This is a genomic window from Streptomyces sp. McG3 (assembly GCF_018619185.1).
GTDB lineage: Bacteria > Actinomycetota > Actinomycetes > Streptomycetales > Streptomycetaceae > Streptomyces.
Window position 1 is genome coordinate 1 of record NZ_JAAXYC010000175.1, and the last position, 15,901, is coordinate 15,901.

Below are 15,901 nucleotides of genomic sequence, written 5' to 3' on the forward strand. Positions count from 1 at the left end.
CCCCCCGAGCCCCGTCCGCTTCTGTCTCGACTGGCACCCCCGGGCCCCTGTCCGTGCGGCCTCTGTCCGTGCGGACAGGGGCCCGGGCCCGTCCGGCGGGTCCACCGCACTACCGTGGCTCCGCATGACCGACTTCGAGATCGAGATCACGGCGGACCTGGTCCTCGGCCTGCTCCAGGAGCAGCACCCGGACCTCGCGCGGCTGGCCGTCCGCGAGGTCGAGGGCGGATGGGACAACCAGCAGTGGCGCCTCGGGGACGAGCTGGCCGTCCGTATGCCGCGTACCGAACGCGCCCCTGAGCTGCAGCTCAAGGAGCGCCGGTGGCTGCCGGTCCTGGCTCCTCGCCTGCCGCTCCCCGTCCCGAACCCCGTGCGGGCCGGCGAACCGTCCGTACGCTTCCCGAAGCCCTGGACGATCATGACGTGGGTCCCCGGTGAGCCGTTGGACCGCACCTCGATCAGTCGCGGCGACCATGCGGCCGGTGCTCTGGCGGACTTCCTCCGGGCCCTCCATGTGGAGGCGCCCGTCGACGCGCCGGCCGGTTCGGACCGCGGCGGTCATCCCCGTGCGCACACGGAGGGATTCGACCACCTCTTCCACGCCGTCGCCCCCGACGGCATCGCCGACGAGGTCCGGGCCGTCTGGGCCGATGCCGTCGCGGCCCCGGAGTGGGAGGGGCCGCCGGTGTGGGTGCACGGTGATCTCCACCCCGCGAACGTCGTCGTGTCGGACGGGACGCTCTCGGGCGTGATCGACTTCGGTGACCTGTTCGCCGGTGACCCGGCATGGGACCTCGCCGCCGCGTGGGTGGTTCTCCCCGCGGGCGCCGCCTCGCGGTTCTTCGACGCGTACGAGCGTGCGGACGAGGCGATGATCCGGCGCGCCCGCGGGCTGGCCGCCATGAAGAGCCTGGTCCTCATGCTCATGGGCCGGAACGGGGACCAGGGGCTTCCCGGCGGCAAGCCGACCTGGGGACCCGCGGGCCGGACAGCACTCGACCGTGTTCTGCGTACGGGCGTGATCTGAGCACCCGGTCCCCGCGTACGGGCGTGATGCGAGCGCCCCGCCCTGCCGTACCGGCGCGTCCCGCGCTGTGGTGGGGCACCTGGGCATGACCGGGCGGCGGCTATGTACTAGAGTTATCTCGACATCGAGATATCTGCCGAGGCGCACCACGGCCGCCGCCCGGTAAGGGTTACCTAACTAATCCTTACCTTAGCGGATGGTCGGGACCGTGTACGGCAAACGCGGCGCCGACTGCCAATGAGGCGCGGCGCGGAGATACGCGCACATTGAAGAAGGAGACTGTCGTGTCGGCGAACAGCTTCGACGCCCGCAGCACGCTGCGCGTGGGCGACGAGTCGTACGAGATCTTCAAGCTGGACAAGGTAGAGGGCTCCGCGCGCCTCCCGTACAGCCTGAAGGTCCTGCTGGAGAACCTGCTCCGTACCGAGGACGGCGCGAACATCACCGCCGACCACATCCGGGCCATCGGCGGCTGGGACTCCCAGGCGCAGCCCAGCCAGGAGATCCAGTTCACGCCGGCCCGCGTGATCATGCAGGACTTCACCGGCGTGCCGTGTGTCGTGGACCTCGCCACCATGCGTGAGGCCGTCAAGGAGCTCGGCGGGGACCCGGCGAAGATCAACCCGCTGGCCCCGGCCGAGCTGGTCATCGACCACTCCGTCATCGCCGACAAGTTCGGCACCAAGGAAGCCTTCGGCCAGAACGTCGAGCTGGAGTACGGCCGCAACAAGGAGCGCTACCAGTTCCTGCGCTGGGGCCAGACCGCCTTCGACGAGTTCAAGGTCGTCCCCCCGGGCACCGGCATCGTCCACCAGGTGAACATCGAGCACCTGGCCCGCACCGTCATGGTCCGGGGCGGCCAGGCGTACCCCGACACCCTCGTCGGCACCGACTCGCACACCACCATGGTCAACGGCCTCGGCGTGCTGGGCTGGGGCGTCGGCGGCATCGAGGCCGAGGCCGCGATGCTCGGCCAGCCGGTCTCCATGCTCATCCCGCGCGTCGTCGGCTTCAAGCTGACCGGCGAGCTCCCGGCCGGCACCACCGCCACCGACCTCGTGCTGACCATCACCGAGATGCTCCGCAAGCACGGCGTCGTCGGCAAGTTCGTCGAGTTCTACGGTGAGGGCGTCGCCGCCACCTCGCTCGCCAACCGCGCCACCATCGGCAACATGTCGCCGGAGTTCGGCTCCACCGCCGCGATCTTCCCGATCGACGACGAGACGCTGAAGTACCTCCGTCTGACCGGCCGCGACGAGCAGCAGGTCGCCCTCGTCGAGGCGTACGCCAAGGAGCAGGGCCTCTGGCTGGACCCGGCCGCCGAGCCGGACTTCTCCGAGAAGCTGGAGCTCGACCTCTCCACGGTCGTCCCCTCCATCGCCGGCCCGAAGCGCCCGCAGGACCGCATCGTCCTTGCGAACGCCAAGGAGCAGTTCGCCCGCGACGTCCGCAACTACGTCTCCGACGACGAGGAGGCGGGCAAGGAGTCCTTCCCGGCCTCCGACTCCCCGGCCGCCTCCAACGGCGTACCGACGAAGCCGACCACGGTCACGGCCCCCGACGGTTCGACGTACGAGATCGACCACGGTGCCGTCACCGTCGCCGCGATCACCTCCTGCACCAACACCTCGAACCCCTACGTCATGGTCGCCGCCGCGCTCGTGGCGAAGAAGGCGGTCGAGAGGGGCCTGACCCGCAAGCCGTGGGTCAAGACCACGCTCGCCCCGGGCTCGAAGGTCGTCACCGACTACTTCGACAAGGCGGGTCTGACCCCGTACCTCGACAAGGTCGGCTTCAACCTCGTCGGCTACGGCTGCACCACCTGCATCGGCAACTCCGGCCCGCTGCCGGACGAGGTCTCCAAGGCGGTCAACGAGAACGACCTCGCGGTCACCTCGGTGCTCTCCGGCAACCGTAACTTCGAGGGCCGGATCAACCCCGACGTCAAGATGAACTACCTGGCGTCCCCGCCGCTGGTCGTCGCGTACGCCATCGCCGGTTCGATGAAGGTCGACATCACCAAGGACGCCCTCGGCGTCGACCAGGACGGCAAGCCGGTCTACCTGACCGACATCTGGCCCTCCGAGGCCGAGGTCAACGACGTCGTGGCGAACTCCATCGGCGAGGACATGTTCAACAAGTCCTACGCCGACGTCTTCGCGGGCGACGCCCAGTGGCAGGCGCTGGAGATCCCGACCGGCAACACCTTCGAGTGGGACTCCGAGTCCACCTACGTGCGCAAGCCCCCGTACTTCGAGGGCATGACGATGGAGACGACCCCGGTCGAGGACATCACCGGCGCCCGGGTGCTCGCCAAGCTCGGCGACTCGGTCACCACCGACCACATCTCCCCGGCCGGCGCCATCAAGGCCGACACCCCGGCCGGCAAGTACCTCACCGAGCACGGCATCGAGCGTCGTGACTTCAACTCCTACGGCTCGCGCCGTGGTAACCACGAGGTCATGATCCGCGGCACGTTCGCCAACATCCGCCTGCGCAACCAGATCGCGCCGGGCACCGAGGGCGGCTACACCCGCGACTTCACGCAGGGCGACGGCCCGGTGTCGTTCATCTACGACGCCTCCCGTAACTACCAGGCCGCCGGCACCCCCCTCGCGATCCTCGCGGGCAAGGAGTACGGCTCCGGTTCGTCCCGTGACTGGGCCGCCAAGGGCACCGCGCTCCTCGGCGTCAAGGCCGTCATCGCCGAGTCCTACGAGCGCATCCACCGCTCGAACCTCATCGGCATGGGCGTCCTCCCGCTCCAGTTCCCCGAGGGCCAGACCGCCGAGACCCTCGGCCTCACCGGCGAGGAGACCTTCTCCTTCGCCGGCGTCACCGAGCTGAACAACGGCACCACCCCGCGCACGGTCAAGGTCACCACCGACACCGGTGTGGAGTTCGACGGCGTCGTGCGCATCGACACCCCCGGCGAGGCGGACTACTACCGCAACGGCGGCATCCTGCAGTACGTGCTCCGCAGCCTGATCCGCAAGTAGGCGGGCCGGACCGAGCAGTGAGGGCCGCACCCCGGGTTCCCCCCGGGGTGCGGCCCTTCCGCGTACCGCCGGGTCAACGGGCCGTCACAGCGCATGCCGGTCGACTTCGCCGATCCGGCACTTCGTGCCCGCGGCCACCTCGCCGGACCCCTGGGCCCTTACCCTGACCGACGCGCCGGGGGCGACCTCCTCGGTGGTCGCGATGCCGTCGGACACCACAGCGCCGTCCGCGTCCACGAACGTGATGGACACGATGTACGCCGCCGGACTTCCGGACCTGTTCACGATCTTCAGGTCTGCGTGCGGCCAGCCGATCAAGGAGTCGCGCGTGCACTTCGTGACCGTGACGTCCCCCTCGGCGGGCGGCCCGGGCGCGACGGGCTCCACCGGCTCCTCTTCGTACGGCTCCTCTTCGTACGGTTCGGAGTAGGGCGCGTCCGACCGCTCGGGCGGCAGCGCGATGGAGTCCGAGACCGAGTCCATCAACGCGTAGACGAGCGCCACCATCGCCCCCGCCACGACCAGCCCGCCGCCCACGGCGAGCGTCACGATCAGCCCCGTACGCTGCCTGCCCGGCGGCGCCGCGGGGGCCGCCCACGGCGAAGGCGGCGCCGCACCCACCGGAGCCCGGTGCTCCGGCTGCGGCTGTTCGGGCGGCGGAGGCGGGAAGTAGTCGGACATGCGGGCCCCCCACGGGAAATGGATCAGGTGAGGGACTTACGGTACGGGGCCCCACCCGCACCACCGGCACCACCTGTACAGAAAGCGAACGGACCCATGGGCGAGCTGATCCTCATCCGGCACGGCGAGACCGAGTGGTCCCGTTCCGGACAGCACACGAGCTACACCGACCTCCCGCTCACCGACGTCGGGGAGCGGCAGGCCCGCGCGCTCGTCCCGCTGCTGGCCGGCCGGAACATCGGGCTCACCCTCGTCAGCCCGATGATCCGGGCCCGCCGCACCGCCGAGCTGGCCGGGCTCCCCGATCCCCGGGTCACCCCCGAGCTGCGGGAGTGGGACTACGGCGGCTACGAGGGCATCACCACCCCGGCGATCCGCCGCACCCGGCCCTTCTGGAACCTGTGGACCGACGGCGTGGACCCCGGCTCCGAGGAGCACCCCGGCGAGAGCCCCGCGCAGATCGGGCAGCGGGCCGACCAGGTCCTCGCGGGCGTCCGGTCCGCCGCCGACGGAATCGGGAGCGCGGACATCGCTCTCGTCGCGCACTCGCACTTCCTGCGCGTCCTCACCGCCCGCTACCTCGGCCTGACCCCGGCCGAGGGACGGCTCTTCCAGCTCGCCACCGGCGCCCTCTCCCGGCTCGGCACCGAACACGGCCGGCCGGTCGTCGCCGCGCTCAACGTGGCCTTGCCGGAAAGCCTCCAGCAGACGTGAACGCCGACGGCCGGCACCCCGCCCTCGGGGGTACCGGCCGCCGACGCCCATCGCGTACGGGTCAGGAGAGCAGCTCCACCTCCGCGAGCGTCGCCGAACCCGTCAGCACCAGCCGGTACTCCGTGTACGAGCCCGGCTTCTCCACCGAGAACACCCGGGTCTGCTTGTCCCAGGCGAACGACTGGCCGGAGCGGCGGTCGATGTCCGTCCACTTCTCGCCGTCCGCCGACCCCTGGAGCGTCCAGCCCGTCGGGGCCTTGTCGGCCGCGGCCGACGTCAGCGTGTACTGGACGCCCTTCGTGGCCGAGGACACCGGCAGCTCCACCGACTCCACCGTCGCCGAGGTGGCGGAGGTGTCGTCGAAGAGCGCGCCGTCGCCCTTCAGCGCGTCGCCCTTGGGGGTCGGGACCTTGTCGTCCTTCTGGACGGAGACCGGGGCCGCGTCCTTGCCCGTGCCCCACGCCGACGGCTTCGGGCCCATGTCGAACTCCAGCGTGCCGCCCTTGGCCAGCACGTCGTGCGGGAGCGCCGTGGAGGTCCACTTCTTGCCGTTGACCTTCACGCCCTGCACGTAGATGTTCTTGTCGCTGTTCTTCGGGGCCTTCACGGTCAGCTTGCGGCCGTTGTCCATGCGAACGGTGACCTTCTTGAAGAGCGGCGAGCCGATCGCGTACTCCCCGCTGCCCATCACCAGCGGGTAGAAGCCGAGCGAGGAGAAGAGGAACCAGGCCGACTGCTCGCCGTTGTCCTCGTCGCCGTGGATGCCCTGCCCGATCTCGCTGCCGACGTACAGCCGGCCCAGCACCTCGCGGACCTTCTCCTGCGTCTTGTACGGCTGCGAGGCCGCGTTGTACATGTACGTGGCGTGGTGGGCGACCTGGTTGCTGTGCCCGTACTGGCCCATCCGCACGTCACGCGCCTCGGTCATCTCGTGGATGACGCCGCCGTAGCTGCCGACGAACTCCGGGCCCGCCGTCTCCGGCGTGGAGAAGTACGTGTCCAGCTTCTTGCCGAGACCGTCGCGGCCGCCGTACAGGTTGGCCAGGCCCCGGCTGTCCTGCGGAGCGGTGAAGGCGTAGCCCCAGCCGTTGGTCTCGGTGTAGTCGTAGCCCCAGACGCGGGGGTCGTACTCACCGGAGGGCAGACGCCAGTCGCCGTTCGGCTTCTTGCCCTGGAAGAACCCGGCCTTGTCGTCGAAGAGCTTGACGTACTTCTGCGCCCGGTTCATGAAGTACTCGGACTCTTCCTTGTACCGCGCCTTCTTCGTCTTCTTGTACAGCTCCTGGCCCATCCGGGCGATGCCGTAGTCGTTGACGTAACCCTCCAGCGACCAGGACAGGCCCTCGTGGGTTTCGGTGTCCGCGTAGCCGGTGAAGACCGACGTCTCCAGGCCCTTGCGGCCGACGCCCGAGGACGGCGGGGCCACGGTGGCGTTCTTGAGCGCCGCGTCGTACGCCGCCTCGGCGTCGAACTTCACGCCCTTGACGTACGCGTCGGCGAACGCCACGTCGGAGCTGGTGCCGGTCATCAGGTCCGCGTAGCCGGGGGAGGACCAGCGTGAGGTCCAGCCGCCGTCCTTGTAGTGCTGGACGAAACCGTCCACCAGCTCGCCGGCCTTCTTCGGGGAGAAGAAGGAGTAGGCGGGCCACGTCGTGCGGTAGGTGTCCCAGAAGCCGTTGTTGACGTACACCTCGCCGTCGACGATCTTCGCGCCGGTCCGCGTCGGGGTGTTCTCACCGACCGCCTTGGAGAAGGGGCTGGCGTACCTGGTCTTCCCCTTCACCTTCTCGTGGCCGGAGTTCGGGTAGAGGTAGAGCCGGTACAGGCTGGAGTAGAGCGTCGTCAGCTGGTCCGCGTTGGCGCCCTCGACCTCGACCGTCCGCAGGATGTCGTCCCAGGCGCCCTGCGCCTTGCGCTGCACCCGGTCGAAGGAGGTGGATTCCGGGATCTCCATGGCCAGGTTCTGCTTCGCCTGGTCGACCCCGATCAGAGACGTGGCCAGCCGCAGGTTGACCGTGCGGTCCTTGCCCGCGTCGAAGCGGAAGAACCCGGTGACGTCGTCGCCCCCGCCGCCCTTCAGCTTGCCGCTGTCGGTGACCGGCGCGTCGAAGACGCCGTACACGAACATCCGGGTCGCGCCGGTGGACAGGCCGCTCTTGACGTCCGAGTAGCCGGAGAAGGAGCCGGTCTTCGGGTCCAGCGTGATGCCGCCGTCGTTCGTGACGTTGTCGAAGACCAGGCTCGCGTCCTTGCCCGGATAGGTGAACCGCATCCTGGCCGCGTGGTCGGTCGGCGTCACTTCGGCCTTGAGGCCGTTCTCGAACGTGACGCCGTAGTAGTGCGGCTTCGCCGTCTCGTTCTCGTGCCGGAACGGCAGCGCGCGGGCCGTCCGGGACGCGTCCGGGGTGCCGCTCGCGGCCGACGGCATCAGCTGGAAGGTCTGCCGGTCTCCCATCCAGGGGCTCGGCTCATGGCTGGCGGCGAAGGCCTGGAGCGTCGGGAGGTTGTCCGCGTTGTTGCCCCGGTGGTAGTCGTACAGCCAGCTGGTGGTGCCGGCGTTGGTGACCGGCGTCCAGAAGTTGAAGCCGTGCGGGACCGCCGTGGCCGGAATGTTGTTGCCGCGCGAGAAGCCGCCGCTGGAGTTGGTACCGCGGGTCGTCAGCGCGTAGTCCGACAGATGCGCCTTGCGCTTCTCGGGCTTCTTCGGGGCGATCGTGATGTCGTCGATCCAGCCCTGGAACTTCGCCTTCCCCTTGGGGGAGTCGTACGCCACCAGGATCCGGTCGACCGTCTTGCCCGCGGCGACCGTGCCGAGGCGGGCGGCGACCTTGTTCCACTGGTTGACGTAGAGGCGCTTGGCGTCCGCCTGGCCCTGCGGGGTGAGCAGCCCGCCGTGGCTGTCGGTGGCCTTCAGCTCGCTCAGGTACGTGCCGTCGGTGAAGGCCAGGTCCACCGCGACGTGCGTGGCGGGATAGTTCAGGTCGGTCTCGCCCATCTGCGGGTAGACCAGGTAGGACAGCTCGGTGTCCTTGGTGACGGCCGTGTTCACGTCGAAGATCTTGTTGTACGAGTAGGCGCGTCCGTCGGGCGTGTGGGTGCCCGCGTAACGCAGTGCCTTCTTTCCGGTGAATCCCGCGCCGGACTTCGCGGTGGGGGATCCGGAGGGGCCGCGGTCGACCTGGCTGCGCATTTCGTCGGGCACCGGCGCGGAGGTGTCACCGTTCGAGAACTGAACGTCGGCGAGCTGGAGGGCGTCCGCCGCGCCGTTGTTCTTCGTGATCTCCAGCCGGAAGTGCCGGTAGGCGGTGTCGCCCGGGAAGTCGTAACTCTTCGTCTCGTGCCGCTTGGCGAAGGTCTCGCCGGTGCGGGTGTCGAGGTCGGTCCACTCCTTGCCGTCCGCGGAGCCCTTGAGCGTCCAGTCCTTCGGGTCGCGCTCGGCGTGGTCGTTGGCCGAGGTGAGGGCGTACGTCACGACCTTGACGGGTTCGTCCAGATCGAACTCGACCCAGCCGGTGGGCTTGAACGCCAGCCACTTGGAGCCCGGCTCGACGTCGACGAGGTTCTCCTTGACCTCCCCGCCGGCGGTGTTCTCGGCGCTCGCGCGAAGCTCCGTCACCCGGTCGGTGACATTGCCCGGTATGCCGGAGGAGAAGCCCCCGTCGACGCCGGAGGAGCGCTTCTGGCCGTCGGGTCCCTCCTCGACGGTGCTGCGCCAGTCCGGCTGCTTCTGGTCCGCCTCGAAGGAGGTGCTGAAGGTGCGGTCGCCGGACGGCTTCCGGTCCGGCGAGGAAGGCTGGGCGGTGGCGACCGCGGGGGCGATCACCACCAGGGCGAGGGAGGCCGCCAGGGCGGCTGCTGTGGGGGTCCGTCTCCGGCGGTGAGCCGGGCGGGGGACCGCGTGAGGGGCCTTGTCGGATCCGTGATTGAGGCCGCGTGGTGGCTGCATGCCGAGCCGTTCCTCCCCGGGAAAATACATGGACAACGTTGTCATAGCGGGATGCAAGGTCCAGTAGGGATGCAAGTGGCGGGACGTGTCAAGGGTGTTGCCGCGAGGCGCCTCGGCGAATCGGCCGTAATGCGGAAATAGCCGCCGCGGGAAGAGGGCGTGGGGTGCCGAGGTGTCCGTGAGGTCTCAACTCGGGAAAGACTGCCGCCCAAACCTGCATTCGATCTTGCTCAGTTGGCGACAAGTGGACTATACCTGTCGGCACCTGCACGGCCGCTTCACGCGGACGTGCGCGCGGGGGAAACAGGGACGGTTGCGAGGACGCCGGAGGTGTCCTCGCTGTACGGTCTTCCGGCATCCCCACTGCACCGGCCCGTCCGGTACATCTGCATATCCGCACAACCCAAGCGCAACTGACCGCGGTGGCGGGGCCCTTCGCATGAGGCGAATTTTCGACGGGTGACCGGTACACCGCCTGAGTCCTGGAGAAGGCGAGGACTTGAGCATGGGATCCACCTCCGCCCACAACAATGAGGGCCTTGGCCGTCGCGATCTGATCAAGCGTTCTGCCGCACTCGGCCTGATCGCTGTTCCGACGATGAGCTTCCTGTCCGCCTGCGCGAGCGGCGACAGCAGCAGCGACGACAAGGTCGAAAAGGGCGAAAAGACCGAGAAGAACCCGCTGGCCGTCAACAGCAGCGCACCGCTGGAGATCGTCATCTTCGACGGTGGCTTCGGCACGAAGTACGCCGAGGACGCCAAGGCCGTCTACGAGAAGACCTATCCCGATGCGAAGGTCAAGTTCTCCGCGACGCAGAAGATCCAGTCGGTTCTTCAGCCGCGGTTCAACGGTGGTACCCCGCCGGACCTGATCGACAACTCCGGTGCCCAGCAGATGGACATGGGCGTCCTGGTCGGCAAGAAGCAGCTCACCGACCTGACCCCGCTGCTCGACGCCCCCTCCATCGACGACCCCGCCAAGAAGGTCCGCGACACCCTGCGGCCGGGCATCGTCGAGATGGGCCAGTTCGACGGCGACCCGGTCTGGATCATGTACTACGCGTACACGGTCTACGGCGTCTGGTACTCGCAGACCGCGCTGGAGAAGCTCGACTCCGCGTACCCGGAGACCTGGGACGACATGCTCGCGCTCTGCGCGAAGGCGAAGAAGCAGGACATCGCCGGCTGGACCTACCCCGGCAAGCACCCGTACTACATCCCCTTCTCGCTGTACCCCTTCATCGGCAAGATCGGCGGCGTCGAGGTCCTCGACGCCATCGACAACCTGGAGCCGAAGGCCTGGGAGCACCCCGCGGTCAAGGCGGCCTTCGAGGCGTACTACGAGCTCGTCGCCAAGGGCTACATCCTCGATGGCACCCCGGGCCTGGACCACCGCGGTTCCCAGGGCGCGTGGGCCCGCGGCAAGGCGCTGTTCATCCCGAACGGCTCCTGGGTCGAGAACGAGGAAGCGGCGATCATCCCCAAGGACTTCAAGCTGTCCGTGGGCGCTCCCTCCAGCCTCGACTCCTCGGACAAGCTGCCCTTCGGCACCCTCTGGGCGTCCGGCGGCGAGCCGTTCATCGTGCCGAGCAAGGCGAAGAACCCCGAGGGCGGCATGGAGCAGCTGCGCATCATGCTCAGCGAGGCCTCCTCCAAGTCCTTCACCTCCAGCACCAAGTCGCTCTCCGCCTTCAACGGCGGCACGGACGGCATCGAGCTGTCCGACGGCCTGAAGTCGGGTGTCGCCGCGCTGGAGAAGGCCGGCACCAACGTGGTCAACCCGCGCCTGCAGGACTGGTACGTGAAGCTCCAGAAGGAGCAGATCGGCGTCGCCGCGATCGGCGAGATGATGGCCGGCCGCGCCAAGCCTGCCGAGACCATCAAGAAGATCCAGGCCTTCGCCGACGCGACCGCCAAGGACCAGTCCATCAAGCACTTCAAGCACCAGTGACCACGCGTCACCAGCGGCGGGCAGCACGGGAAGGTCGGAGTCGGTAACGATGCAACACGGTAAATACCGGTTCATAGTAGGGTTCTTGGTGGTCCCGATGGCGTTGTACGTCATCTTCGTCATCTGGCCCTTCATCCAGTCCATCTACTACTCGTTCACGGACTGGACGGGGCTGAGTCCCGACTTCAAGATGGTCGGGTTCGACAACTACACTAAGATGCTCGACGACGACATCTTCTGGAAATCGCTGCAGCACAGCGTGATGCTGGCCATCCTGCTGCCGCTGGTGACGCTGGGGCTCGCACTCTTCTTCGCCTTCATGCTCAACGTGGGTGGCCGGCGTCGCAAGGGCGCCGCCATCACCGGCGTACGGGGCTCGGGCTTCTACAAGATCGCGTACTTCTTCCCGCAGGTGCTCTCGATCGCGATCGTGGCCATCCTGTTCCAGTTCGCCTTCGACCCGGCCCAGGGCATGATCAACGGCACGCTCAAGGCCGTCGGCTTCGACGACGTGCCGACCTGGCTCGGCGATCCGCAGCTGGCCCTGTGGGTCGTCATGGCGGTCCTCGTCTGGTGCACGACCGGCTTCTTCGTGGTGCTGTTCTCCGCGGGCATGGCCTCCATCCCCAAGGACTTCTACGAAGCCGCCCTGCTGGACGGGGCGAGCCGCTTCACGACCTTCTTCCGGATCACGCTGCCCCTGCTGTGGGACACGGTCCAGTCCGGCTGGGTCTACATGGGCATCCTGGCGCTCGGAGCCGAGGGCTTCGCGATCGTCCACATCATGAGCGTCGGTCCCGGCGGGCCCGACTACTCGACCACCGTCCTGCCGCTGTACGTGTACCAGTCGGCGTTCCGTGACGGACAGGCGGGCTACGCGACCACGATCGGTGTCGCCCTGCTCATTGTGACGCTGGCGTTCGCCGCCATCGTCATGCGAGTGGGCCGGCGCGAGCGGCTGGAGTTCTGATGAAGACCACTGACACCCCTCCCTCCGGGCCCTCCGGGTCCCCCGCCGACGCCGGAGCGGCGAAGGTTCCGGCCCAGCGCTCCGGGCCGGTGGGCAAGGGCCCGTCGGCCCCCGCGAAGAAGAGCGAGGGCCAGGTCCTCAACGTCTTCTCGCACGGGATGCTGATCCTGTGGGCGATCATGGTCGTCCTGCCGCTGTTCTGGGCGGTGATGTCCTCGTTCAAGACCGACGCGGACATCTTCAACACCCCGTGGTCGCTGCCCAGTTCGCTGAACTTCGACAGCTGGGGCCGAGCCTGGAGCCAGGCCCACATGAGCGAGTACTTCCTGAACACCATCCTGGTGGTGGGCGGGTCGCTCACGGGCACCCTGGTCCTCGGGTCCATGGCCGCCTATGTGCTCGCCCGCTTCGAGTTCCCGGGCAACCGGTTCATTTACTTCTTGTTCGTCGGCGGCATGAGCTTCCCCGTCATGCTGGCGCTGGTCCCGTTGTTCTACGTCATGGACAACATGGGGCTGCTGAACACGATCCACGGTCTGATCCTGGTGTACATCGCGTACTCGCTGCCGTTCACCGTGTTCTTCCTGACCTCGTTCTTCCGTACGCTGCCGACCTCGGTGGCGGAGGCGTCGATCATCGACGGGGCCTCGCACACCCGTACGTTCTTCCAGGTCATGCTGCCGATGGCCAAGCCCGGCCTGATCAGCGTCGGCATCTTCAACTTCCTGGGGCAGTGGAACCAGTACATGCTGCCGACGGTGCTGAACACCGACCCGGACAAGCGGGTACTGGCCCAGGGCCTGGTGGAGCTGGCCTCCAGCCAGGGCTACAAGGGCGACTACTCCGGCCTCTTCGCCGGTCTGGTGATCGCGATGCTGCCGGTGCTGGCGGCGTACATCATCTTCCAGCGCCAGGTCGTCTCCGGCCTGACGGCGGGCGCCCTGAAGTAGCCCGCGACGCGCGTACGGCCCGGTGCCCCGGCGGAATCCCTCCGCCGGGGCACCGGGCCGTTGTGGGTGTGCGCGTGCTCAGGTCTTGACGGGAGGCACCCCCGAACGGTCAGCTTAGAGTTCACATGTTGGAGGAAGCCGGGGTCTCATCGCTGCGGCCCCGGCCGGGGCGGTCTTCAGGACCGCCCGCCAAGGGCAGGAGTGGATGAGTCGATGGAGACTCCCGGGTCGCAGACATCGCTGCACAGGGCCAATCTGGAGCGGGTCGTACGCGCCGTACGGATGGCAGGATCGCTCACCCAGGCGGAGATCGCCCGGAGCACCGGGCTCTCCGCGGCCACCGTCTCCAATATCGTCCGGGAGCTCAAGGACGGCGGAACGGTCGAGGTCACTCCCACCTCGGCGGGCGGCCGGCGGGCCCGCAGCGTCTCGCTCAGCGGCGACGCGGGCATCGTCATCGGCGTCGACTTCGGCCATACACACCTGCGCGTCGCCGTCGGCAACCTCGCGCACCAGGTGCTCGCCGAGGAGTCCGAGCCGCTGGACGTCGACGCCTCGTCCGCCGAGGGCTTCGACCGGGCGGAAGTGCTGGTCAAGCGGCTGATCGAGGCCACCGGGATCGGCCCGGACAAGGTGATCGGCATCGGTCTCGGCGTACCGGGCCCCATCGACGTCGAGTCCGGCACGCTGGGCTCCACCTCGATCCTGCCGGGCTGGACGGGCATCAACCCCAAGGAAGAGCTCGCCGGCCGCCTGGGCGTGCCCGTGTACGTCGACAACGACGCCAATCTCGGGGCGCTGGGCGAGCTGGTCTGGGGGAGCGGGCGAGGGGTCAAGGACCTCGCGTACATCAAGGTGGCCAGCGGCGTCGGCGCCGGTCTGGTGATCGACGGGACCATCTACCGGGGCCCCGGCGGCACGGCCGGCGAGATCGGGCACATCACGCTCGACGAGTCGGGCCCGGTGTGCCGCTGCGGCAACCGCGGCTGCCTGGAGACCTTCACGGCCGCCCGTTACGTCCTGCCGCTGCTCCAGCCCAGCCACGGCCCCGGGCTCACCATGGAACGGGTGGTCCAGCTCGCCCGGGAGGGCGATCCGGGCTGCCGCCGGGTGATCGGTGACGTGGGCCGCCACATAGGCAGCGGCGTGGCCAACCTGTGCAATCTGCTCAACCCCAGCCGGGTCGTGCTCGGCGGCTCGCTGGCGGAGGCCGGGGAGCTGGTCCTGGGGCCCATACGGGACTCCGTGTCGCGTTACGCGATCCCCAGCGCCGCCCGGCAGCTCTCGGTGCTGCCCGGCGCGCTCGGCGGGCGCGCCGAGGTGCTGGGCGCACTCGCCCTGGTGCTCAGCGAGATGGGGGATTCAACCCTTTTGGAGAGCACCCTCCCCGCGGCGACTCCTGCCTTCACTTAGATAACGAATGGCACCGTTGTCATCTCGTTAAGGATTTACTCCTTGACGCTGGCGCTGGGGCCGAGTTGACTTCCAGCCACCTCGGCCGCAACGTCGCGGCCTCGTCAGGGAGGTTCGAGAATGAACACGCGTATGCGTCGTGCCGCCGTTGCCGTTGCCGCCACCACGATGGCGATCTCGCTGGCCGCTTGCGGGAGTGCCAAGGAGTCCGGCGACAAGGCCGAACAGGGCTCGGAGAAGAAGGGCGACGACCTGAAGATAGGTCTGCTCCTCCCCGAGAACCAGACGGCCCGATACGAGAAGTTCGACCGGCCGATCATCGAGAAGAAGATCAGCGAGCTCACCGGTGGCAAGGCGGAGGTCGTCTACGCCAACGCCAAGCAGGATGCGAACACGCAGTCGCAGCAGGTCGACACCATGATCACCAACAAGGTCGACGCGCTCATCCTGGGCGCGGTGGACGCCAAGGCGATCGCGAACAGCGTCAAGAAGGCCAAGGACGAGGGCATTCCGGTCGTCGCCTTCGACCGCCTCGCCGAGGGCCCCATCGACGCCTACACCTCCTTCGACAACGAAGAGGTCGGCCGGGCCCAGGGCACCGCCCTGCTGGAGGCCCTGGGCGACAAGGCCGACGGCGGCACGATCGTGATGATGAACGGCGCGATCACCGACCCGAACGCCGCCCTCTTCAAGAAGGGCGCCAAGTCGGTCCTCGACGGCAAGGTGAAGTACGGCAAGGAGTACGACACCAAGGAGTGGAAGCCGGAGAACGCCAACGCCAACATGGAAGCGGCGATCACCGCACTCGGCAAGGACAAGATCGACGGCGTCTACTCCGCCAACGACGGCATGGCGGGCGGCATCATCACCGCCCTCAAGGGCGCCGGTCTGTCGCCGCTCCCGCCGGTCACCGGCCAGGACGCCGAACTGGCGGGCGTGCAGCGCATCGTCACCGGTGAGCAGTTCATGAGCGTCTACAAGTCCTACCCCGCCGAGGGCATCGTCGCCGCGGAGATGGCCGTCGCCCTCGCCAAGGGCGAGAAGCTCGACTCCATCGCCACCTCCAAGGTGGACAGTGCCACCGCGAAGGGCATCCCGACGGTCCTCGTCCCGGTCGTCTCGCTGACCAAGGACAACATCAAGGACACCGTCATCAAGGACGGCATCTGGACGCTGGACGAGATCTGCTCGGCCAAGTACAAGGCCGCCTGCGACAAGATCGGTCTCAAGTAGTCCCCCGGGACCCGGCC

General features: G+C 68.3%; 10 protein-coding genes. 8 read left to right on the forward strand and 2 right to left on the reverse strand.

Going from position 1 to position 15,901, the window contains the following annotated elements; all coding sequences use genetic code 11:
- The first annotated feature begins 124 nt into the window (after positions 1-124).
- Entirely contained in the window at positions 125-1,027 is a 903-nt protein-coding gene (locus tag HET64_RS24840; protein ID WP_215109111.1) for an aminoglycoside phosphotransferase family protein, read from the forward strand.
- A 284-nt stretch (positions 1,028-1,311) separates the two neighbouring features.
- Entirely contained in the window at positions 1,312-4,026 is a 2,715-nt protein-coding gene (gene acnA, locus HET64_RS24845; protein ID WP_215109114.1) for an aconitate hydratase AcnA, read from the forward strand.
- Between the two features lie 84 nt (positions 4,027-4,110).
- On the opposite strand, the gene HET64_RS24850 is transcribed toward acnA, so the two are convergent.
- Entirely contained in the window at positions 4,111-4,707 is a 597-nt protein-coding gene (locus HET64_RS24850) for an FxLYD domain-containing protein (protein ID WP_215109117.1), read from the reverse strand.
- Between the two features lie 96 nt (positions 4,708-4,803).
- On the opposite strand from HET64_RS24850, the gene HET64_RS24855 reads away from it, so the two are divergent.
- The gene (locus tag HET64_RS24855; protein ID WP_215109120.1) at positions 4,804-5,421 is read left to right on the forward strand and encodes a histidine phosphatase family protein; all 618 of its coding nucleotides are present in this window, start codon (positions 4,804-4,806) and stop codon (positions 5,419-5,421) included.
- 61 nt (positions 5,422-5,482) lie between these two features.
- On the opposite strand, the gene HET64_RS24860 is transcribed toward HET64_RS24855, so the two are convergent.
- Complete coding sequence (locus tag HET64_RS24860; RefSeq protein ID WP_215109123.1) at positions 5,483-9,367, reverse strand: GH92 family glycosyl hydrolase; 3,885 nt, start codon at positions 9,365-9,367, stop codon at positions 5,483-5,485.
- A gap of 505 nt (positions 9,368-9,872) precedes the next feature.
- Between HET64_RS24860 and ngcE the strand changes: the two genes are divergently transcribed.
- From ngcE to HET64_RS24885, 5 genes are all read left to right on the forward strand, one after another.
- The gene (gene ngcE / locus HET64_RS24865; protein ID WP_215109126.1) at positions 9,873-11,318 is read left to right on the forward strand and encodes an N-acetylglucosamine/diacetylchitobiose ABC transporter substrate-binding protein; all 1,446 of its coding nucleotides are present in this window, start codon (positions 9,873-9,875) and stop codon (positions 11,316-11,318) included.
- Positions 11,319-11,367: 49 nt separating this feature from the next.
- Positions 11,368-12,288 carry a carbohydrate ABC transporter permease gene (locus HET64_RS24870; RefSeq protein WP_215109128.1) on the forward strand — a complete coding sequence of 307 codons (921 nt, stop codon included), beginning with the start codon at positions 11,368-11,370 and terminating at the stop codon, positions 12,286-12,288.
- Complete coding sequence (locus tag HET64_RS24875) at positions 12,288-13,238, forward strand: carbohydrate ABC transporter permease (RefSeq protein ID WP_215109130.1); 951 nt, start codon at positions 12,288-12,290, stop codon at positions 13,236-13,238. The genes HET64_RS24870 and HET64_RS24875 overlap by 1 nt, the downstream gene beginning before the upstream one ends.
- Before the next feature lie 213 nt (positions 13,239-13,451).
- Complete coding sequence (locus HET64_RS24880) at positions 13,452-14,651, forward strand: ROK family transcriptional regulator (protein ID WP_215109132.1); 1,200 nt, start codon at positions 13,452-13,454, stop codon at positions 14,649-14,651.
- Positions 14,652-14,771: 120 nt separating this feature from the next.
- Complete coding sequence (locus HET64_RS24885; RefSeq protein WP_215109134.1) at positions 14,772-15,884, forward strand: sugar ABC transporter substrate-binding protein; 1,113 nt, start codon at positions 14,772-14,774, stop codon at positions 15,882-15,884.
- The last annotated feature ends 17 nt before the right edge of the window (positions 15,885-15,901 follow it).

Excerpts from the sequence above, each read along its gene's own strand:
- ngcE (WP_215109126.1), top strand. The coding sequence starts at position 9,873 with ATGGGATCCACCTCCGCCCACAACAATGAGGGCCTTGGCCGTCGCGAT.
- HET64_RS24850 (WP_215109117.1), bottom strand. The coding sequence starts at position 4,707 with ATGTCCGACTACTTCCCGCCTCCGCCGCCCGAACAGCCGCAGCCGGAG.
- HET64_RS24860 (WP_215109123.1), bottom strand. The coding sequence starts at position 9,367 with ATGCAGCCACCACGCGGCCTCAATCACGGATCCGACAAGGCCCCTCAC.
- HET64_RS24880 (WP_215109132.1), top strand. The coding sequence starts at position 13,452 with ATGGAGACTCCCGGGTCGCAGACATCGCTGCACAGGGCCAATCTGGAG.
- HET64_RS24875 (WP_215109130.1), top strand. The coding sequence starts at position 12,288 with ATGAAGACCACTGACACCCCTCCCTCCGGGCCCTCCGGGTCCCCCGCC.
- HET64_RS24885 (WP_215109134.1), top strand. The coding sequence starts at position 14,772 with ATGAACACGCGTATGCGTCGTGCCGCCGTTGCCGTTGCCGCCACCACG.
- HET64_RS24855 (WP_215109120.1), top strand. The coding sequence starts at position 4,804 with ATGGGCGAGCTGATCCTCATCCGGCACGGCGAGACCGAGTGGTCCCGT.
- HET64_RS24840 (WP_215109111.1), top strand. The coding sequence starts at position 125 with ATGACCGACTTCGAGATCGAGATCACGGCGGACCTGGTCCTCGGCCTG.
- HET64_RS24870 (WP_215109128.1), top strand. The coding sequence starts at position 11,368 with ATGCAACACGGTAAATACCGGTTCATAGTAGGGTTCTTGGTGGTCCCG.